Annotated in this window: 17 protein-coding genes and 3 pseudogenes; 14 read left to right on the forward strand and 6 right to left on the reverse strand. The window is 61.2% G+C overall.

The genetic code is table 11. From position 1 onward, the window contains the following. Positions 1–65: 65 nt before the first annotated feature. On the forward strand, positions 66–1148 hold the full coding sequence (locus tag OMP38_RS22195) for an LCP family protein (RefSeq protein ID WP_277567063.1): 1083 nt from the start codon (positions 66–68) through the stop codon (positions 1146–1148). 318 nt (positions 1149–1466) lie between these two features. On the opposite strand, the gene OMP38_RS22200 is transcribed toward OMP38_RS22195, so the two are convergent. Beyond that, entirely contained in the window at positions 1467–2072 is a 606-nt protein-coding gene (locus OMP38_RS22200) for a YhcN/YlaJ family sporulation lipoprotein (RefSeq protein ID WP_277567064.1), read from the reverse strand. A gap of 160 nt (positions 2073–2232) precedes the next feature. Here OMP38_RS22200 and OMP38_RS22205 point away from each other — a divergent pair. After that, positions 2233–3569: pseudogene (locus OMP38_RS22205) on the forward strand (PhoH family protein). 504 nt (positions 3570–4073) lie between these two features. After that, positions 4074–5078, forward strand: coding sequence for an extracellular solute-binding protein (locus OMP38_RS22210; protein ID WP_277567065.1), 1005 nt, complete (start codon positions 4074–4076; stop codon positions 5076–5078). On the opposite strand, the gene OMP38_RS22215 is transcribed toward OMP38_RS22210, so the two are convergent. From OMP38_RS22215 to OMP38_RS22225, 3 genes are all read right to left on the reverse strand, one after another. Next, positions 5049–5513, reverse strand: a complete 465-nt coding sequence (locus OMP38_RS22215) for a hypothetical protein (RefSeq protein WP_277567066.1) — start codon at positions 5511–5513, stop codon at positions 5049–5051. The two genes, OMP38_RS22210 and OMP38_RS22215, sit on opposite strands and share 30 nt — an antisense overlap. 16 nt (positions 5514–5529) lie before the next feature. Next, positions 5530–6141, reverse strand: a complete 612-nt coding sequence (locus OMP38_RS22220; RefSeq protein ID WP_277567067.1) for a coiled-coil domain-containing protein — start codon at positions 6139–6141, stop codon at positions 5530–5532. A gap of 195 nt (positions 6142–6336) precedes the next feature. Continuing rightward, positions 6337–6573 carry a DUF2626 family protein gene (locus tag OMP38_RS22225; RefSeq protein ID WP_277567068.1) on the reverse strand — a complete coding sequence of 79 codons (237 nt, stop codon included), beginning with the start codon at positions 6571–6573 and terminating at the stop codon, positions 6337–6339. A 307-nt stretch (positions 6574–6880) separates the two neighbouring features. Here OMP38_RS22225 and OMP38_RS22230 point away from each other — a divergent pair, with 307 nt between their 5' ends. Both OMP38_RS22230 and OMP38_RS36150 read left to right on the forward strand, forming a co-directional pair. Further along, positions 6881–7531: an RsfA family transcriptional regulator gene (locus tag OMP38_RS22230; RefSeq protein ID WP_277567069.1), complete on the forward strand. Its 651-nt coding sequence runs from the start codon at positions 6881–6883 to the stop codon at positions 7529–7531. 153 nt (positions 7532–7684) lie between these two features. Next, positions 7685–7906, forward strand: a pseudogene (locus OMP38_RS36150) (2-dehydropantoate 2-reductase N-terminal domain-containing protein); the annotation flags it as partial. Here the strand turns inward: OMP38_RS36150 and OMP38_RS22235 are convergent. Continuing rightward, positions 7844–8032: a hypothetical protein gene (locus OMP38_RS22235; RefSeq protein ID WP_277567070.1), complete on the reverse strand. Its 189-nt coding sequence runs from the start codon at positions 8030–8032 to the stop codon at positions 7844–7846. The pseudogene OMP38_RS36150 and the gene OMP38_RS22235 overlap by 63 nt on opposite strands. Before the next feature lie 13 nt (positions 8033–8045). Here OMP38_RS22235 and OMP38_RS22240 point away from each other — a divergent pair, with 13 nt between their 5' ends. Together OMP38_RS22240 and OMP38_RS22245 are read left to right on the forward strand one after the other, a co-directional pair. Further along, the gene (locus OMP38_RS22240; RefSeq protein ID WP_338130647.1) at positions 8046–8669 is read left to right on the forward strand and encodes a ketopantoate reductase family protein; all 624 of its coding nucleotides are present in this window, start codon (positions 8046–8048) and stop codon (positions 8667–8669) included. 10 nt (positions 8670–8679) lie between these two features. After that, the gene (locus tag OMP38_RS22245; RefSeq protein ID WP_277567071.1) at positions 8680–9075 is read left to right on the forward strand and encodes a DUF3397 domain-containing protein; all 396 of its coding nucleotides are present in this window, start codon (positions 8680–8682) and stop codon (positions 9073–9075) included. Positions 9076–9159: 84 nt separating this feature from the next. Here the strand turns inward: OMP38_RS22245 and OMP38_RS22250 are convergent, their stop codons facing one another. Then, positions 9160–9930, reverse strand: a complete 771-nt coding sequence (locus tag OMP38_RS22250) for a TspO/MBR family protein (protein WP_277567072.1) — start codon at positions 9928–9930, stop codon at positions 9160–9162. An 85-nt stretch (positions 9931–10015) separates the two neighbouring features. Between OMP38_RS22250 and bshC the strand changes: the two genes are divergently transcribed. The 7 genes and pseudogenes from bshC (at position 10016) to OMP38_RS22285 (ending at position 19531) form a co-directional block, all read left to right on the forward strand. Continuing rightward, positions 10016–11695 (forward strand): bacillithiol biosynthesis cysteine-adding enzyme BshC, encoded by a 1680-nt coding sequence (gene bshC, locus OMP38_RS22255; protein ID WP_277567073.1) that lies wholly within the window; start codon positions 10016–10018, stop codon positions 11693–11695. Beyond that, positions 11692–12957: an adenosylhomocysteinase gene (locus OMP38_RS22260; RefSeq protein ID WP_277567074.1), complete on the forward strand. Its 1266-nt coding sequence runs from the start codon at positions 11692–11694 to the stop codon at positions 12955–12957. The genes bshC and OMP38_RS22260 overlap by 4 nt, the downstream gene beginning before the upstream one ends. 140 nt (positions 12958–13097) lie before the next feature. Next, positions 13098–13535 (forward strand): division/cell wall cluster transcriptional repressor MraZ, encoded by a 438-nt coding sequence (gene mraZ / locus OMP38_RS22265; protein ID WP_277567075.1) that lies wholly within the window; start codon positions 13098–13100, stop codon positions 13533–13535. Positions 13536–13641: 106 nt separating this feature from the next. Next, a complete protein-coding gene (gene rsmH, locus OMP38_RS22270; protein WP_277567076.1) occupies positions 13642–14616 on the forward strand; it encodes a 16S rRNA (cytosine(1402)-N(4))-methyltransferase RsmH in 975 nt (324 codons plus the stop codon). Between the two features lie 97 nt (positions 14617–14713). After that, on the forward strand, positions 14714–15091 hold the full coding sequence (gene ftsL / locus OMP38_RS22275) for a cell division protein FtsL (protein ID WP_277567077.1): 378 nt from the start codon (positions 14714–14716) through the stop codon (positions 15089–15091). Positions 15092–15136: 45 nt separating this feature from the next. Continuing rightward, a complete protein-coding gene (locus OMP38_RS22280) occupies positions 15137–17464 on the forward strand; it encodes a penicillin-binding transpeptidase domain-containing protein (RefSeq protein WP_277567078.1) in 2328 nt (775 codons plus the stop codon). Between the two features lie 115 nt (positions 17465–17579). Beyond that, positions 17580–19531 (forward strand): annotated as a pseudogene (locus tag OMP38_RS22285) (stage V sporulation protein D). Positions 19532–19591: the final 60 nt, after the last annotated feature.

A 19591-nucleotide genomic window follows, 5' to 3' on the forward strand; every position in this document is an offset into this window, starting at 1 on the left:
GAACCCCGGGAGAGCCCCGCGCTCTCCGGGATTCGCCTTTTTTAATTCAAGGAAGAGGTGAAGCGATGAGTTCCAATACGCCGCTGCCGCCGCGCCGGAGTACGGGCGCCGCGAACGCAACTGTCAGGGCGAATCCTCCGAAAAAGAAAAAAAAGAAATGGCCTCGCGTTCTTTTTACGTTGATCCTGCTTGTCATTCTAGGCTTGGGCGCTTACGCATATTCCTTATGGAGACAGGTCAACGGCGCGCTGGACGACGCTTCCGCGGGCGCGTCCACGCAGACGGTTCCGGCCGCGGAGAGGGCGCAGAACAAGCCGCTGGCGCTTATGCTGCTCGGCATGGATTACCGTCCCAAGATCGGCGGCATGAACACGGACGTCGTTATGGTGGCCGCCTTCAATCCGAAGTCGAACACGGCGACGGTCGTGACGATTCCGCGGGATTCGGACCTCCAGCTGGAAGGGTATTCGACGCAGAAGATCAACGCGTTTTACGCCAGGTTTCATAGCAAGAGCGACGCCAAGGGCGATGCGGCGGACGCTTACGCCCGCGACGCGATGAAGAAAATGCTCGGCCAATTTTTCGACATCGACATCAAGTACGCGTCCGTGCTAAAGTTCCAAGGCTTCGTCGATATCGTCGACAAGCTCGGCGGCGTCGCCGTCAACGTCGACAAGGATATGCGTTATGTCGACAATGCGGACGGAACCAACATCGACTTGAAGGCGGGCGAGCAGACGCTGAAGGGCGAGGACGCGCTCGGCTTCGTACGCTACCGCAAGTCCAACCGCGGCACCGCGGCATCGAGCGACTTCGAACGCAACGAGCGTCAGAGCCAAGTACTCGGCGCCGTCGTCGACAAGATGAAGTCGTTCGGCGGCTTGACCAAGCTGGGCGGGGTCATCGACGTCGCCGGCAAAAATCTGGTAACGGATATTCCAAAAGCGCAGATCACGAACATCTTGAAAACATACTATGATATCAAGCGCGAGGACATCCGTTTCATCCCGCTCACGGGCGTCTGGAAAAGTCCTTATGTATACCTGGACCAAGACTCGGTAGCGGAGGCCAAGGCCGCGCTTGCCGAGGAGATGTCGCCCGAAGGCCGGACGTCGACGCCGGCCACTACGGACGCCGAAGCGAAATAGCGGGATGCGGCCAAGCCGCGACCCCGACCAGGCATCGCTTGGCCTCCCCCTGGAGGCATATGCTATACTGAGATTAAGCTTACCCCAATGCAAAGTGCCAAGACTCTAAACCACGGTGCCAAGGGAGTGTTGCGGATGGCAGGCAGAGGCTGTAGAACGACCGGATTCGGCGAATGCGTTCGGATGCCCTCTTTGCGGAGCGGCAGGCTTGTCCCGGGCTTTTCTTGCGGCTTAGGATCGCCTTCGCGCCTCCTGTCTTCGCTGCCTGCGCGCCGTCGTGAGGAGTTTATATGTAATATGGACAAGAACCCAGTGATTTCACTGGGTTCTTTGCGTATTTGCGGACGTATTCGCGTGCGATTTGGCGGCCGGTCCGTTGCCGTCCGGCGAGGCCGGAGGCACGATGCTGCGCGGTACCTGGGGCACGAGCCGGCCGATAATGTCCGCCATTTCCTCGGCGAAGCCCGCGATCGGCCGTCCGCGCTTCGCGTCGGCCCGAATCTCCCGGATCCGTTCGGCCATATCCATGTCGGCGGTCACGAGTGCATCGACGCCGTAAGGATCTTTGCGGAACGCCTCGGCGACGGCGTACTTGGTCGTCCCGACTCTGGAACGCTCCATCTTCGGATCGACGTCGATGCCGACGACGGCATACTTGCCGAAGATAACGCAGTTGGCGTGGCGTACGCCTCGTACGCCTTCGGCAAGCTGCTCGAGGTGGCTTGCGACGGCCTTGGCGTTCGGCCGGACCGCGACGTTGCCGTCGCGGGCGGAGACACCGTCTCCCGGCGCGCTGCGCGCCTGCAGGCGGTTGTGGTCGGGCTGGGCGGGAGCGGCGGTCCGATTGCCGCATCCGGCGGCGGAGAGCAGGGCCGATGCCAGCAGCAAGATTAATCCGGCTTTGGCCGGCTTGCGAACGTCCATGTGGAAATCACCGTCCTCGTGGGTATCAATTCTTTTAAGGGGGGGATGTCCGAAGTCTTCGAAAAAGGCTTCAATCAAGCTCCACCTGGCATTATGATTCCCTGTCCCATGCGCCGGTATGTAAATACGTCACAATCCGTCTCAACCGGGAGGAACCGCCGTGAAAAAAATTTACGTGCTCGATACGAACGTGCTGCTCCATGATCCGCTCGCTTTGTTTGCCTTCGGCGCGAACGAAGTCGTCATTCCTTCGGTCGTGCTCGAGGAGATCGACTCCAAGAAGAGGTTGGCCGACGAGATCGGGCGCAACGCCCGGTTCGTGTCCAGGGAGCTCGACCGCATGCGGGAGATCGGGCATTTGCACAACGGGGTTGCTCTTGAAAACGGCGGCGTGCTGAAGGTGGAAATGAATCATCGCCGCTTCGTGCGGGTGCAGGAGCTATTCGGGGGAGATGACCAACGACAACCGCATCCTGGCGGTCGCGCTGAACTATCATCTGGAGGAACAGGAGCAGCCGGAGTCCGCGCGTCCTGTCATCCTCGTGAGCAAGGACGTGCTGGTTCGCGTCAAGGCGGACGTGCTTGGCGTCACGGCCGAGGACTATTTGTCCGACCGGATCGCCGAAGGCACCGACCACTACACGGGCCAGGTCACGCTCCACGTACACCCGGCGCAGATCGATGAATTTTATACGTACCGTTTCTTAAGCATCAATCAGATGGGTCTCAAGCAAAAGCTGCACCCGAACGAATTCGTCATTCTTCGCGACGAGCTCGGCACGTCGAAGTCTGCCCTCCTGAAGGTGAGCCAGGACGGGGCGAGGCTCGAGCCGCTGCATCTGTCCAACGAGCCCGTATGGGGCATTACGGCCCGCAACGCGCAGCAGCGCATGGCGCTCGAGCTGCTGCTGAACGACGATATTCCGCTCGTCACGCTGACGGGTAGGGCGGGCACCGGCAAGACGCTGATTACGCTGGCCGCGGGCCTCATGAAGGTCGAGGACGAGCACAAGTACAAAAAGCTGCTCATCGCCCGTCCGGTCGTGCCGATGGGAAAGGATATCGGCTATTTGCCGGGGGAGAAGGAAGAGAAGCTGCGGCCTTGGATGCAGCCGATCTACGACAATCTGGAATTTTTGTTCGATACGAAAAAATCGGGGGGACTTGGATAAAATTTTGATGGGGCTCGGCAGCATCCAGGTCGAGGCGCTTACTTACATTCGCGGTCGTTCGATACCGGGGCAGCTGATCATCATCGACGAAGCCCAGAACTTGAGCAAGCACGAGGTAAAAACGATCGTTTCGCGCGTCGGCGAGCACAGCAAGATCGTGCTGCTCGGCGACCCGGAGCAGATCGACCATCCCTATCTGGACGCGCAGAGCAACGGGCTCACGTATTTGGTGGAGAGCTTCAAGGCGGAGGGCATCAGCGGGCATGTAACGCTAGAGAAGGGAGAGCGCTCCAAGCTCGCCCAATTGGCCGCGGAGAAGCTGTAGGCAAGGAAATCGGCATCGTCGGCAGGGCCGGACGCGCGACAGCGTCCGGCCCGTTGTATGCCGGCGCTATGCCTCATACCGCTTTTTGACCTGCATCGAAGCTAAAGCGTTTGCACGATAGAGGCGACAAGCCGTCCTAATCCTGCTATCATGGTAAAAAACGAATCGCGCCTGCGGGAGCGGACGGAGGAAGGTGTTAGACCGTGACGCGCCGGAAGTATGTCGTCGTGATCATGCTGCTCATGCTCGCGGTTCTGCTTACTTCGCCCTGGGCTTCCGCGCCGGAGCCCGACCTCGCGCCGGACGCGGCGCCGGAGGGTCAAGAGGCGACCTTGGAGGAGCCCGTATTCGCCGAGCAGCATGCGGACCTGACCGTCAAGATCATGCAGGACGAGGCTACGTTCCGGCTGCTCGCGAAGCAGTCGGAAGATTTCGAGCGCAGCCATCCGGACATTCGCGTCCATCTCGAGCGAGTCGATCCGTCGGGCGTGACGGATCTGCTCGATGACTGGCACGAGGGGGGCGGTAAGCGCCGATGTCGCGCTTGTCCCGAGTTTATGGGTGAAGCGTTTGGCCGTCTCCGGCGTATTGATGCCGGCGGATTCCGCGTTCGAAGGCGACGCGATGTCCGAGCAGTTCGAAGCGGTCGCCGCCCCGCTCAAATGGAACGGCTACATGTGGGGCGTACCGCATCATATGGATCCTTATGTCGTCGTCTGGAATCGCGCGCGGCTGTCCGCGGCAGCGCGCGACGGCAGCGCGTTGACGCTGCCGCTCGGGACCGAAGATTGGGCGTCGTTCGGCGCGGAGATGGCAAGCGAGGGGAGCCGTCCCTGGCTTGCGATCGACGAGCGCGATTCGGCGGCGCTCCTCACTTGGCTGGGCGCGGCGGCCGGGCTTAGGCCGGATCTGCTGCTGGGCGATTCGCATGGCCAATGGGGAACGGGGCCGGCTGCGGCGCTGCTCGACACGCTTCGAGGCTCCGTCAGCTTGCGGGCGCCGGATCGCGGCAATGCGTTCTGGCAAGCGATGGCCACGGGGCAATACGCGGCCGCCGTCATGCGGCTATCGGTCGCCGAGGCCGGCATCGCGAGCCTTGGCTCCGATTCGGCCGCCGGACTGTCCATCGACCGCAGCGGCTGGGACAAGGCCTATGCGTTCGACGGCGGCGCTTCGTTCGTCGTCGGCGCGGGTACGTCCGGCGAGAGCGCGGCCAAAACCTGGATCGCGGCAATGACCGGGAAGCAGCTCCAGCTCGACAACTATGACGCGGCGGGTTATTTGCCCGTATACCGGTCGGCCTATGACGATCGCCCCACGATGCCGAATCTGAACGGCAGGGGCGCGCAGCAATTTCCGAACTGGGCGCCCGAGGTCGGCCCCGACTGGCCGCTGCTGATGAAGAAGATCGGTCTTTTTTGGACGGATTGGCGGCAGGACAGGCTCGCTTTGGCGGACTGGCCCGAAAAGTGGAGCGGGTTACTTGCCGATCTTCAGCTTCACGACTAGCTTGCCGTCCTCGAGGTTCACGCTGTCGGCTTTCAAATAAGCCATCACCTGCTGCGGATAGAAGCCGAGGTCGAAGTCGCGCACCAAATCGTCGCGGGTCGTGTCGGGCAGCGTCAATCCGTTAAAAACGAGGGTGTCCATATGGAACATAATGGCGTTTTTGGGTTCGTTCTCGACCGTATAGGTGCCCGTGACGGCGACCTCCATCGAGCCGCTTCTTCCTTGCAGGGACAACAGATTCGGCTTGAACGCAATGGTGAAGTCCTTGAGGAGCTCGCTTTGCGCGCGAAGAAATTCGTTCAATTGCGTATCGGTCAAAGTTAGCGTCGTCGACAAGCCTTTCGTTTTCAACGCTTCCGGGTGGTCCTGAATCCAGTCCGGCAGCTTGTTCATCGCTTTGGCCAGCGCGCTGAAGTGGCGTCGCACTTCGTACAATCCCGCGGATTGCCAATCAGGATTGCATCTCCTCCAGCTGCTTGCGCGCCAGCGCGGGATCCTCGCTACCGTCGATGGCATTCTGAATCTCGGCCTGCAGCGCCGCGACCCGGTCGCGTTGTCTCTCGAGGTCGGCCGCCACGCGGGACAGCTCGTCCTTGTCCTTCTTCAGCCGTTCTTGACCCTTCCGGATTTCTTCGTATTCTCGGTTAAAATCGGCTAACGTGCGCCGGTCGGCTTCGAATATCGTATCCATCAAGTCCCAGCTTCTGAGCAGCCCGGCGAGCGATTTGAAGTTGACGAGTACGCCCAGCATCGCTTCCTTTTGACCCATATAGTAGGCTCGCAGCACGCGTCCTGCTTTTTCGCGCTGCGCCGCGATGGCGAGCTGACGCTCCGCGAGCTTCGTTTCGTTTTGCGCGATGCTCTTTTCGGTTTCCTCCCGAAGTCCGGCGATCCGATCGATCTCCCTATCGATCTCTACGACGCTGAGGCCTTTCTCGAGCAGCTGCCGGGTCGTTTCGGAGAGCGGCTCCGCGTAGACGGGAGGCGGCGTCGGCACGATTTTTCCGGGAAGCAGCAGCATGAGAAAAACGACGGCGACGGCAAACAGCGCTAATCTCCGCATCGGGCCCTCCTTTCTCTCTGGCAGACAGGCGCGGCAGTAGTCAAGCTTATGCAATCCTACCTCATTATAGACGAAAAGAACCCCCCCAGAGAGAGAGGGGCGCACGGGAAAGAAGCCTTTTAACGCGCAAGAATCCGTTGATCGAAAATAAAAAAGGCCGGAGCGGTTAGCTCCGGCCCTTAGGCATGCCTTGGATTAAGCCGGCAAGCCCATCTCGAATACGGTCCAATAGGTAAAGCCGAGGAACGCGATGATCATATAGCCCCAGAACATGAAGACGTATGTGCGCTCCGTGAACTTCAGGTAACCGAGCAAGAAGAAGGCGGCCGTCTGAATAAAGAACAGAAGCGCCATTTCATACATATCGCCTGCAAACGACATGAGCGCGATCGCGAGCGTCCAGAAACCGAGCATCCGGAACATGCGTGCCATGGTAATCCCCCTTCAGCGTTTCTCTAACCATTTTTCTACAGCATATTATACCCACGGTTCGGGTGCAGTGTAAACGGTGATTCGTGACGAAATGGCAAACTTTTCGTCCAAGCCTAGTATGCCTTCCGGGAGCGCCGCTATTCGCTTGGCCGTCCGTAAGTTTTCGGGGGTCGCGGGCGGAAGGTATACGACGTGCAAAAATGGATATACCTAGAAGTATCCGATAGATTCTATGATTTCTATCACGGGCATAAAGATAAAAAAAAGAAAGCAAGTAATGCGAGCGATCGAGGAGGGAATAGACCGCATGGCGGCTATTAGACAAGATGCATGGAGCGCGGATGACGATCTGATTTTGGCGGAGATCACGCTACGCCACATACGGGACGGGAGCACGCAGCTCGCCGCGTTCGAGGAGGTCGGGCAGCGGATCGCGAGGACGGCCGCGGCCTGCGGATTCCGTTGGAACAGCTGCGTTCGCAAGCGCTACGACGATGCGATCAGCATCTCCAAGCAACAGCGGCAAAAGCGCAATTATCTCAAAAAGCAGGGTGCCATCGCGTTGACGTCCGATGAACGTCCTTTCGCCACTGGGGAGGAAGAGGGTGTCGGCAAGAGCGAGCCGATCAGCTCCGACGCGCTCAGCCTGGAGGCTGTCATCCGTTACTTGAAGCAATGGAAGGGCTCCGTTCAGGATCTCGGCAAACAGGTGAAGCAGCTGGAAAAGGAATTGAAAGAAAAGGACGAACAGCTTCAAGCGCTCCGGGAGATCAACGATCGTCTGTCGAAGCAGGCCAATGCGGCGCAGACGGACTATCAAGTCGTCAACGACGATTATAAAGCGTTGATTCGGATTATGGACCGGGCGCGCAGGCTTGCGATCTTGTCCGAGGAGTCGGAGGAAGAAAAAGCGAGATTCAAGATGGATGCCAACGGCAACCTGGAGCGCATCGAGTAGTCTTCGGGCGCCCGCTATATAAAGCCGTCCCCCGCCGCGCGCGGCGAGGGGCGGCTTTTTCGCGTTTGTCGACCGCTGCCGCCGTTGTGCGAGAGCGCGGGACGCGGTATGGTATTTGTTAGACAAGTCAGAGCGGATAGAAAAGGTTGAGAAATGAACGGAGGAATCTCGGTGGCGAACGTGCAGATTATCGGCGGCGGGGCGATCGGTTTGCTGCTCGCGGGTAGGTTGGCGGCGTCGGGCGTACGCGTTTGCGTGAGGACGAGAACGCGGGCGCAGGCGGAGGCGCTTGCGGCGGGCGGCGTGACGGTGCTATCCGCACTTGGAGAAGCGGAAGTGCGCGCCGAGGTAGACGCCGCGGCGTTGGACGATGCCGCGGCCTTGCCGATGGGCGATACGCTGCTCGCCGTCAAGCAGACGGCGCTGACGCCGGATTTTCTGGATCTCCTGGACGCGGCTGTGCCCCCCCGGCGCGTCGATAACGGCTTTTTGCAACGGCATCGGCCATACCGACCTGCTGGCGGCTCGCTTGCCCGGCAGGCCCCTATTCGCGGCCGTGACGACGGAGGCGTCGCTTCGGATCGACGCGACGGCCGTGCGCCATACCGGCAGAGGCGAGATTCGGCTCGGCCGCGCGCCTCTATTCGAGCGAAGCGGCACCGCTTTTGCGGCCGGGGAGGAGCGCGATGCGGCGACGGTGGCGGCGATGCTGAAACAGGCAGGATTTTCCGCGACGCTGTCGAATGATATGGCGGAGAGAATGCTGCGGAAACTGCTGAGCAATGCGGTCGTCAATCCGCTGACGGCGCTGCTCCGGGTTCCGAACGGAGCGTTGGTCCATACGCCGGCGCGAACGGCGCTGATGCGATCGCTGTTCGACGAGACTTCGGCCGTGCTGGAGGCCTGCGGGCTGCCGAGGGACGCGCGCCTGTGGGACGAGCTGCTCGAACTGTGCGCCCGCACGGCAGCCAACCGTTCGTCGATGCTGCAGGACGTGCTGGCGGACCGGCCCACGGAGATCGAAGCGATCAACGGCGCCGTCGTGAGGCTGGCCTCGCGGCATGGGGCGGATGCTCCTTATAATGAGTCTCTCGTCGCGCTAGTGTCGGCGATGCGGGGCGACGACAAAGAAGGGTGAGTGAAGGCGCTTGTGGAATGCGCTAGTATCCGCTTACGCCGTATTGGCCATAGGGTCCGTGATTCCGTTCGCCGCCGTCTACGGCATCTCCGCCATGCAGACGGGCGACAAGAAGCGCGCGATGGGGCTCGCCATGGACATGACGACGATTTTTCTCATCGGCATCGTGAGCGTGCTGCTCAATCGGGCGTTCGGCATGCATATGGGTTTTTATATGATTCTTCTATTCATGCTGCTTGGCGCGGGATTGATCGGCAACGCGCAATACCGGCTTCGGGGCAAGGTAGACGGCCTCAAGCTATTCAGGGCGATCTGGCGGCTGTCGTTTTTCGGGCTGGCGGCTTTGTACGTGCTACTCATGCTGATCGAGATCGTGCGGTTCCTCGCCGGCGGAGAGTGGGAATAACCGCGCGCAGACGGAAGACCCGCCGCCTCGCCGATGCGAGGGGCGGGTCTTCCGTCAAGATGGCGCCGCATTCGCGCGGCGACGTCACATTCTCCGGGGCTTCAGGCCAGCGATGCCGCGAAGCTTGAACAGGGCGGCAGCGATCGCGATGCTGGCAGCCGTCCAGGCGGCGACGGCGACCAGCTGCGAGGCGGATTGCTGCTTCACGCCGATCGCGATGAGCGCCCAGGCGACCGTCAAGGGGAACCAAGGATCTCTGTCCTTGAACGCGGCGACGGCGGACAGCGCGGCTGCGACGACGAACAGGGCCACGGCCCACGTCCGGTCCGGCACGCCCCAGCCGTCCCAGCCGCCCGCCCGGAGCGCGACCGAGATATTGACGATCGTCGCGACGGTTACCCAGCCCAGATAAATCGAGAAGGGCAGCGCGATCAAAAAGAAACCGGACCGGTCGCCTGCCGCGCGGGCGGCGGGGCGGGACGAGAGGTACAAGGCGATCAACGTCAGCAGCAGGCCGGATATGACGAACGCGGACGCCGTATAGCGCTCCGCGTGCCATACGAAGAGCCAGCCGACGTTGAACAGGCAGCTCGCGAAAAACCAGGGCGCCGTCGCCCTCATCGTCTGGTCGTGTCGGCGGCTTGGCAAAAAGGCGGCGACGACGTACCCGAGCGCGAGCAAATAAATGACGCTCCAGATCGAAAAAGCATAGCCGGCGGGAGTGACGAGCGTAGGCACCTTGTCCGATATTTCACCCGACGACCTGCCGAAAAGTCCGCCGGTTGCGGCGGCCGCGTTGACCGAGACGACGCCGAGCCAACCGGCCGCGTTCAGAATGCGCCAATGCAAGGGCATATTTATTCCTCCTTCTTCTTTGACGATATCCGGCCGCTTCATGTACAATCGAGAATGACACCATTCGGACGGGAGGATGTCCGGGATGAATACGACTCCCTTTAATGACGGGACGGCGCAGTCTCTCTCCGAAGCGTATAGGCGCGGCGACGACCAGGTCGCGGCGCTCTTCGGAAGCGCCCACTGCAAAGATATAGAAGCTTGGAGCAAGCGGGCCGCGCGGCTCGATCAAGGCGCTGGCGGCCGCGTCGACAGAAGGCGCCTCGGCGAGGCGCTGCTGGATTATCAGCGCCGGCTGAGCCCGGGCCCGCTCGCCCTGCGGCACATCGAAGCGCTCGCGGGCGAAGGCGCGCTCGCCGTCGTCGGCGGCCAGCAGGCGGGGCTGTTCGGAGGTCCGCTCCTGATCGCCTACAAGGCGCTGACCGTCATTCAGGCCGCGAAGCACGCGTCGCGCAGCCTGGGCCGGACGGTCGTGCCGGTATTTTGGATCGCCGGCGAGGACCATGATTTCGAAGAAGCCAATCATTTATACGTTTCCCCGGGCGAGGGCGAACCGCGCAAGGTCAAGCTGGGCCGGCCGGAAGGGCCTCGCCATGCCGTGAGCAGAACGCCGCTCTCCGCGGTCGATTGGGAGGTCGCGCTGACCGAGCTTGCGCTGACGCTCCCTGATACCGAATTTAAACCGAATCTGCTGCGTCAAATCAGGATGCACGCCAGCGACGCGCCTACGCTGACGCTGGCGTTTGCCCGCCTGCTCTCCGAGTGGTTCGCGGACGACGGCCTCGTCCTCATGGACGCGGACGATCCCGCGATTCGCCGGCTCGAAGGCGGCTTGTTCGGAGAGCTCGTCGCGGGCAGCGAGCGCCTGAGCGACGCGCTCGCCGCCGGCGAGGAGGCCGTCAAGCGGCTCGGTTACCCGATCCAGGCGGAGTCCGCGCCGGACGGCGCCAACCTGTTCGTGCACGCGGAGCAGGGACGCTTGCTGCTCTTCAGGCAAGGCGACCGCTTCGAGGACCGCAAGGGCGGACTCGCATACGACAGGGACGAGCTGCTGAGAATGGCCGCAGAACGTCCGGAGCAGTTGAGCAACAACGCGCTCTCGCGACCGCTCATGCAGGATTATTTGCTCCCCGTGCTCGCCACCGTGCTCGGTCCTTCCGAGATCGCCTACTGGGCGTCGCTCGGACCGGCCTTCGCGGCCTTCGGGCTGGAGATGCCCGTCATCGTGCCGCGGCAGTCTTTCACTTATCTGGAGCCGCAGGTCGAAAAGCTGCTGGCCAAGTACGGCGTCACCGCGGCGCAAATCGCCGCGGACGGCGAACGGCTGAAGCGGGAATGGCTCGCCGCGCAGGACACTTGGGACATCGGCGGCCGGTTCGCCGACGTCAAAGCGCGGTTCGGCGAGCTGTACGCGCCGGTGCTGGAGACGGTGTCCCAGGTGGACAAGGGACTCGTCAAGCTGGGCGAGAGCAACCTGACGCTCATTCTCGAGCAGATCGCGTACCTCGAGCAGCGCACGACCGGCGCGCTGGCGGGGCGGCACGAATCCTCGCTGCGGCAGTGGGACCGCATGCTGCATTCGCTGCATCCGCTCGAGCAGCCGCAAGAACGCGTGTACGGCATCGTTCATTTTATTAACCGCTACGGCATGGGCTGGCTCTCCGCTCTCCGTTGCATTCCGTTCGACGTTACGGGCGGCCATCGGCTGATGGCCCAAAAGCAGGCCGAGCCCGGCGGCCGACATCAGGAGGTTTGTTGTTCATGAAAACGACGTTGTCCAGCATTATCCGGGATCCGTCGCTCGCCCCGGAGGGCAAGCTTAAGATCGATTGGGTCGAGGCCCATATGCCGGTATTGAACCGGATCCGCGAGCAATTCGCGAAGGATCTTCCTTTCAAAGGACTGAAGGTCGCCATCTCGCTCCACCTGGAAGCGAAGACGGCTTATCTGGCGAAGGTCGTCCAGGCAGGCGGCGCCGAAGTCGCGATCACCGGCAGCAATCCGCTCTCCACGCAGGACGACGTGTGCGCCGCGCTGGTCGAGGACGGCATCGCCGTGTTCGCCAAGTACAATCCGTCTCCCGAAGAGTATCACGGCCTGCTCGAGCGGACGCTCGAGACGAAGCCGGATCTGATTATCGACGACGGCGGCGACCTGGTCACGATGCTGCACACGACGCGCCGCGACCTGCTGCCGGGCATCCGTGGAGGCGCCGAAGAGACGACGACGGGCATCCTGCGCCTGAAGGCGATGGAAAAAGACGGCTCCCTGCAATTCCCGATGGTGGCCGTCAACGACGCCTTTTGCAAATACTTGTTCGACAACCGCTACGGCACCGGTCAATCGGTATGGGACGGCATCAACCGGACGACCAATCTGGTCGTCGCGGGCAAGACCGTCGTCGTCAACGGCTACGGCTGGTGCGGCAAAGGCGTGGCGCTCCGCGCGAAGGGGCTCGGCGCGAACGTCGTCGTCACCGAGGTGGACGCCATCAAAGCGGTCGAAGCGTATATGGACGGATTCACGGTGCTGTCGATGGAAGAAGCGGCCAAGGTCGGCGAGTTTTTCGTCACCGTCACGGGCAACAAGGACGTCATCACCGGCGCGCATATCGCGCAAATGAAAGACGGAGCGATCCTGTCCAACGCGGGCCACTTCGACGTAGAGGTCAACCTGGTCGAGCTCGAGGCGATGTCGGTGTCGAGGCGCACCGTGCGCCGCAACATCGAGGAATATCGCCTGAAGGACGGCCGCAAGATTTACGTGCTCGCCGAAGGGCGTCTCGTGAACCTGGCTGCCGGGGACGGCCACCCTGCGGAGATCATGGACATGACGTTCGCGCTTCAGGCGCTCTCCCTTCGTTACGTCAACGAGAATTACGAGTCCATCGGCAAGCAAGTCGTCAAGGTGCCCTACGCGCTGGACGAACAAGTGGCGAGATCGAAGCTGGAGTCGCTGGGCATCTCCATCGACACGCTGAGCGAAGAGCAAAAATCGTACCTGGACAGCTGGGCCGGGCACGAATAATGACGATTTTTTAATAACCTAAAATATTTTGAGGAAATCCTGCTTTCAAAGCAGGATTTCTTTTTTTTTGCGCGAATAGTCATCATAAGTGGTTTAAAGTGGGGCCAAGTGGTGGAATATGGAGGGGGTGTGCAGCGGTCATGTTTTTAGGGGAATATCAGCATTCGATCGACGACAAAGGCCGAATCATTATTCCCGCTAAATTCCGCGACGCGCTGGGCACCGACTTTATCGTCACCCGCGGACTCGACAGCTGCTTGTTCGTTTATCCCCGCGAAGAGTGGGCGCAGCTGGAGCAGCGGCTTCGCGCGCTGCCGTCCATGGCGGCCAACGCGAGAGCTTTTTCCCGGCTGCTGTTCTCCGGCGCTTCCGAGGGCGAGTGGGACAAGCAGGGAAGGGTCAACCTTCCGAACCACCTGCGAGACTATGCCAAGCTGGACAAGGAATGCACGATTATCGGCGTATCCACGAGAGTGGAGATTTGGGACAAGGCGACTTGGGAAGCCTACAGTCATGCCTCCGAGGAATCGTTCAACGAGATCGCGGAGAAGCTGGTCGATTTCGATTTTCATTTCTGATCGCAGAGGACGTCGCCGCGCAGCCGTGAAGTACGTTTACACATCACCACTACATAGACAGAAGCAACCGACAGCATGACCGCGAGGGTTGCCGGGAGGCCATACTTTGTTCCACCACATCACCGTGCTTAAAGAAGAAGCGGTAGAAGGTCTGAATATCCGCGAAGACGGCATCTATGTCGATTGCACCTTGGGAGGCGCAGGGCATAGCGAGTTGATCGCTTCGCGTCTCGCCCCCGGGGGCAGGCTCATCGGTCTGGATCAGGACGACACCGCGCTCGCCCATGCGCGGGAGCGACTGGCCCCGTACGGCGACATCGTGACGCTGGTGAAAAGCAACTTCCGGCATCTCGCGGACGCGCTGCGGCAAGCGGGCGTACCGGAAAAAGACGGCGTGCCTCAGGTAGACGGCATCCTGTTCGATCTGGGCGTATCGAGCCCGCAGCTGGACGAAGCCGACAGAGGCTTCAGCTACAATCATGACGCGGAGCTCGACATGCGCATGGACCGCGGGCAGCCGCTCACCGCGCGAGAGATCGTGAACGAGTGGGACGAGCGGGAACTGTCGCGTATCCTGCGCGACTATGGCGAGGAAAAGTTCGCGCGCAAAATCGCCCGCCATTTGGTAGAGACAAGGGCCAAGACGCCCATCGAGACGACCGCGCAGCTCGCCGAGCTGGTCAAAACCGCGATTCCCGCCGCCGCAAGGCGTACGGGCGGCCATCCTGCGAAGCGCGCCTTTCAGGCGATCCGCATCGCGGTCAACGACGAGCTGGAGGCGTTCCGCGACGCGCTGGAGCAAGCGATCGATTGCGCCGCCCCGGGCGGACGCATCGCGGTCATTACGTTTCATTCGTTAGAGGACCGAATTTGCAAAGAGACGTTCGTCAAGGAAGTGCCGGCCAACATCAGTCCGCCGGGATTCCCGGTGACGGTCTGGGGAGAAGGCAGGCTGAAGCTCACGCCCCGCAAGGCGATCGTGCCTTCGGACGCCGAGCTTGAGCTGAACAACCGGGCACGCTCGGCCAAGCTGAGAATCGCCGAAAAGCTGGATCCGGACGCAGCGGGAGAGCCCGGGTGAAAAACCGCATCAGGTCCTTGAACGATCGAATGCCGCAATTCAAATCGACAAGCTTGAGACATCCAAGCGCGGGGGGGAGCGAGGAACATGCGTTACTATGGCAATTTGGCAGTTCGCGAGGAGCGTCAGCCGGAGCAAAAAAAAACAACAGCGCGCCGCGGCGCCGCAGACGGCGTCCCAGGTTCGCCGCAAAAGCATACCGGTGGGGGAGAAGCTGTTGTATCTGCTCACCGTTTTCGTCTGCGTCGCCATAGCGGGATTGATCCTGTACCGCAATGCAGGGTTGTACGAGATGAACCGCAACATACAGAAGATTACGAGCGAGTACGAGACGAGCGCCGATCAATCGAAGGAGCTGCAGCGCGAAGTGGACAAGCTGCGGGATCCTGCCAGAATCGAAAAGCTCGCGGCAGAACAAGGTTTGGTCCAACCAAACGGTCAAAAGCCGATCACGCTGTCCACTAAGGGAGACTAATGGAAACGAGGGCGGTCGCCCGAGATTGAACGGAAGGTGAGGGACATGACGAAACGAATTAAATTGCGCACGCTGCTGGCGGGAGGGGTAATCACCCTCCTGTTTCTCGCTTTATGGGGGCGAATCTACTGGGTGCAGGTCGCGCATGCCGAGTTCTGGGCGGAGCAGGCGCGCAATACTTGGGTCACGACGAAGAAGCTCGTCCAGGATCGCGGGACGATCACCGACCGGACGGGCACCGTGCTGGCCTCGGACGCCGCGGCTTACACGCTCGCGCTAAGCCCCAAGGTCATTCACCAGCTGGATGCCGGCAACCCCGAGTGGAAGCTGATCGACCAGATCGCTTCGAAGGTGAACAATATCCTGGGCAAGCCGGAAGCCGACCTCCGCAAGATCATGGACGCCAAGACGGACAAAGGCGTGTATTACGTGCAGCGCGAGGTGCAGCCCGAGGGCTGGAAAATGGACAAGGAGGTCGCCGACCGGCTGACCGCCTTCCGCGATCAGCTGCGCTCTCTGACCGGCAAAAAGGACGTCGGCATTTACCTCATCGAAGACAAGAAGCGCTATTATCCGAACGGCTCGCTCGCCTCGCAAATTCTCGGTTACGTGAGCAAAGAGGGCGCGGCGAAAATGGGGCTTGAGAAGACGCTCGACGAACAACTGAAGGGCGAGGAAGGCTCCATTACATACGAGAAGGACGGCAAGCGAACGCAGCTCGCCGACGGGGAGATCGAGGCCAAGCAAGCGGTGGACGGCAAAAACGTCACGCTGACGATCGACAGGGACATCCAGTATTACATGGAGCAGGCGATGAAGACGGCCTACGAGCAGTACCATCCGCTCAGCATGACCGCGATCGCCGCCGATCCGAAGACGATGGACATTCTCGGCATGGTCAGCCTGCCGGACTTCGATCCGAATAATTACTGGGATTATGCGAAGGATCAATCCGCGTTCAAAAACAACGCGGTGCAGTCGATCTACGAGCCGGGCTCCACGTTCAAGATCATGACGCTTGCGGCCGCCGTGCAAGAAGGGCTGTTCAACCCGAACGACAAATACATGTCCGGCAGCGTGGCGATCCCGAAGTCCAAGCCCGTCAACGATATCAAGCGCGGCGGTTGGGGCGAGATCACTTACCTGGAAGGCTTGAAGCGTTCGAGCAACGTCGCCTTCGTCAAGCTTGGCTACGAGAAGCTGGGCAAGGACAAATTCAAGCAATACATCGACAACTTCGGCTTCGGCCAAAAAACGGGCATCGAGCTGGCGGGCGAGATCGCAGGTACGACGCAGTTGACGTGGGAGCGCGACTACGCGGCGGCGACGTTCGGCCAAGCGGTCTCCGTCACGCCAATCCAGCAGGTCGCCGCGGTGGCGGCGGTCGCGAACGGCGGCAAGCTGATGACGCCGCATATCATCAAGTCGATCTCGGACCCGAACACCGGCGAAAAGGTCGTGACCGAGCCGAAGGTCGTCCGCCAGGTCATCTCGGAGCAAACGTCCAAAAAGGTCGGCGAGTATCTCGAGCAGGTCGTCAGCGACAAAGTCATCGGTACGGGGCGCAACGCCTACATCGACGGCTACCGGATCGCGGGCAAGACCGGCACGGCGCAAAAAGTAATCAACGGCGTTTATGCCGAAGACAAATTCGTCGTGTCGTTTATCGGTTATGCGCCGGTCGAGGATCCGAAGATCGTCCTCTACGTGCTCGTCGACGAGCCCGAAGACAAGACGCTCGGCGGCGGTTCCGGCGCTGCGCCGATTTTTAAGGAGATTATGCAGAAGTCTCTGCTTCATCTCGGCGTCCTGCCGAACCCGTCGAAGGATTCGGAAGAAGCCAAGAAGAAGGATGGCGAAGCGGCGACGCCCGCGCCGGTGACCGCCAAAGTCATCGACGTGAAGGGCATGACGGCTTCGCAGGCGAAAAGCAAGCTCGGGAACAGCGGGTTCGATGCGATCGTGCTCGGCAAAGGCGACAAAGTCGTCTCGCAGCTGCCTAATGCGGGCGCCGTCCTTCCGACCTCTCAGCACGTATATCTCATGACCGAAAAAACGCTTGGCAGCGTGCCGAGCATGAAGGGCTTGTCGCTCCGCGACGCGCTCGACATGTGCTCGCTGCTCGGCGCTTCCTGCACGGCGAGCGGACAGGGCTACGTGTCCGGACAGCAGGCGACCCGGGACGGCACCAAGCTGTCGATCGCGCTGGCTCTTGCGCCGCCTGCCGGCACGACCGTCCAATCTGTTGCCGCCAAGGCATCGGCAGGCGAACAAGATCAAGTCGAAGCCGGAGACGGCGGCGACGGCGCGGCGGACGTGAACGACGGCGCAGCGGACGTGGACAATAGCGCGGTGGCGGACGCGGGCGATTGAAGCGTCTTTCGCCAAGGCTTTGTCCGGCTAGACAGGCATAGCTTGTTCTAAGCCCCTTCTCCATGGAATAGGGTGGGAGTAACGCACCGATATTCCGGGGAGGGGGCTGACCTGCGTGAGAATCTCGCAAGTGACGGTGAGGCGGCGCCTGCTGCTGGCGCTGCTCGCGGTAGGGATCGGATTCATGGCGCTCATCGCGCGCCTCGCATACGTACAGCTGGTCAAGGGAGGCAAGCTGGCCGAACAGGCGGAGGAATCGTGGCGCCGCCAGATCCCGTTCGAGGCTAAGAGAGGGACGATCACGGACCGCACCGGCATCAAGCTCGCCTACAACGTCAGCTCGCCCACCGTTTATGCGGTGCCGGCGCAGGTGAAGGACAAGGAAGGGACCGCGGGCAAGCTGGCTCCGCTCATCGGCATGGCGCAGGACAAAGTGCTGGAGATGCTGAAAAAGAAAGCCAGCAACGTGAATCTTCGTCCCGGGGGGGCGCAAGATTACGCTGGAGCTGGCCCAGCAGATTCGGGATCTGGCATTGCCCGGCATCTACGTGGCGGAGGACAACAAGCGCTTTTATCCGTTCGGCCCGATGGCCGCGCAGGTGCTCGGCATCACCGGCTACGACAGCGGCCTTACCGGCGTGGAAAAGCAATACAACCAATTGCTGTCAGGCACCCGTGGAAACATTTCGTTTCTGACGGACGCGGCCGGACGGCAGATGCCCAATTCGTCCGAAGCCTACCAGCCGCCGCGGGACGGATTGACCCTGCAGCTGACGATCGACCAGAAGGTCCAGTCGATCGTGGAGCGCGAGCTGGATCAGGCGATGCTGAAGTATCAGGCGAAGGACGTCATCGCTATCGCGATGGACCCGAAGACGGGAGAGATTCTGGCGATGGGCAGCCGGCCGACGTTCCAGCCGGACCGCTATCAGGAAGCCGAGCCGGAAGTGTACAATCGCAATCTGCCGATCTGGATGACGTACGAGCCGGGTTCTACGTTCAAGATCATCACGCTGTCGGCGGCCATTCAGGAAGGCAAAGTCAATTTAAAAAACGAATCGTTTTACGACCCTGGATACGTCGAGGTCGGCGGCGCGAGGCTGCGCTGCTGGAAGAAGGGCGGACACGGCAGCCAATCGTTCCTGGAAGTTGTCGAAAACTCCTGCAACCCGGGCTTCGTGGCGCTGGGACAGCGTCTGGGCAAGGAGAAGCTTTTCGAGTACATTAAAAACTTCGGTTTCGGCAAAAGAACCGGCATCGATATCGGCGGGGAAGAAAACGGCATCCTGTTCAAGCTCGCGAACGTCGGCCCGGTCGAGCTGGCTACGACGGCATTCGGGCAAGGCGTGTCGGTGACGCCGATCCAGCAGATCACGGCGGTGGCCGCCGCGATCAACGGGGGCAAGCTGTTCAAGCCGCATGTCGCAAAGGCGTGGGTCAACCCGGATACGGGCGAGACCCTGCAGGAGATCAAGCCGGAGCTCGTGCGGCAGGTCATCTCGCCGGAGACGTCCAAGCAGGTGCGCGAAGCGCTCGAGAGCGTCGTGGCGCAGGGTACGGGGGGGCAACGCGTTTCTGGACGGCTACCGGGTCGGCGGCAAGACGGGGACGGCGCAAAAGGTCATTAACGGCATATACTCGGCGAGCGAGCATATCGTCTCGTTCATCGGCTTCGCGCCTGCGGACGACCCGCAGCTGATCGTCTACGTCGCCGTCGACAATCCGCAGGGCATCCAGTTCGGGGGCGTCGTCGCGGCGCCGATCGTACGCAACATCATGGCCGACGCGCTGCCGTATCTCGGCGTAGAACCGCGCAAGGACCAGATCGGCAAGGAATACAAGCTCGGCGAGCTGCCGATGGTGAACGTGCCGAACCTCGTTGGCAAGTCGGTCGCGGATCTGTACGAGGACATGAACATGAACTTTCAGCTGTCGGCCTCCGGCAAGGGGGACACGGTGCTGCGCCAGGCGCCCGAAGCGGGCCAGCGGGTGCAGAAGGGCTCGGTCATCCGCATTTATCTGGGAAGCGACGGGGAGCAGGCCCCCGCGGATGAAGGCGCGGATTGAACCAAAGCGACAGTGGCGTTGTCAGCTGCGCCGAGTTATAGGCGGCAAAAGCGGTTAACG

Source organism: Cohnella ginsengisoli, from assembly GCF_029525555.1.
GTDB classification, from domain to species: Bacteria; Bacillota; Bacilli; order Paenibacillales; family Paenibacillaceae; genus Cohnella; species Cohnella ginsengisoli.

What these genes read in the sequence shown, in the direction of transcription:
- mraZ (WP_277567075.1), top strand. Translation starts at nt 13,098, where the DNA reads ATGTTTTTAGGGGAATATCAGCATTCGATCGACGACAAAGGCCGAATC.
- OMP38_RS22235 (WP_277567070.1), bottom strand. Translation starts at nt 8,032, where the DNA reads ATGCCGTTGCAAAAAGCCGTTATCGACGCGCCGGGGGGGCACAGCCGC.
- OMP38_RS22225 (WP_277567068.1), bottom strand. Translation starts at nt 6,573, where the DNA reads ATGGCACGCATGTTCCGGATGCTCGGTTTCTGGACGCTCGCGATCGCG.
- OMP38_RS22195 (WP_277567063.1), top strand. Translation starts at nt 66, where the DNA reads ATGAGTTCCAATACGCCGCTGCCGCCGCGCCGGAGTACGGGCGCCGCG.
- OMP38_RS22220 (WP_277567067.1), bottom strand. Translation starts at nt 6,141, where the DNA reads ATGCGGAGATTAGCGCTGTTTGCCGTCGCCGTCGTTTTTCTCATGCTG.
- OMP38_RS22210 (WP_277567065.1), top strand. Translation starts at nt 4,074, where the DNA reads ATGACTGGCACGAGGGGGGCGGTAAGCGCCGATGTCGCGCTTGTCCCG.
- ftsL (WP_277567077.1), top strand. Translation starts at nt 14,714, where the DNA reads ATGGCAATTTGGCAGTTCGCGAGGAGCGTCAGCCGGAGCAAAAAAAAA.
- OMP38_RS22280 (WP_277567078.1), top strand. Translation starts at nt 15,137, where the DNA reads ATGACGAAACGAATTAAATTGCGCACGCTGCTGGCGGGAGGGGTAATC.
- OMP38_RS22200 (WP_277567064.1), bottom strand. Translation starts at nt 2,072, where the DNA reads ATGGACGTTCGCAAGCCGGCCAAAGCCGGATTAATCTTGCTGCTGGCA.
- OMP38_RS22250 (WP_277567072.1), bottom strand. Translation starts at nt 9,930, where the DNA reads ATGCCCTTGCATTGGCGCATTCTGAACGCGGCCGGTTGGCTCGGCGTC.
- OMP38_RS22260 (WP_277567074.1), top strand. Translation starts at nt 11,692, where the DNA reads ATGAAAACGACGTTGTCCAGCATTATCCGGGATCCGTCGCTCGCCCCG.
- OMP38_RS22230 (WP_277567069.1), top strand. Translation starts at nt 6,881, where the DNA reads ATGGCGGCTATTAGACAAGATGCATGGAGCGCGGATGACGATCTGATT.
- bshC (WP_277567073.1), top strand. Translation starts at nt 10,016, where the DNA reads ATGAATACGACTCCCTTTAATGACGGGACGGCGCAGTCTCTCTCCGAA.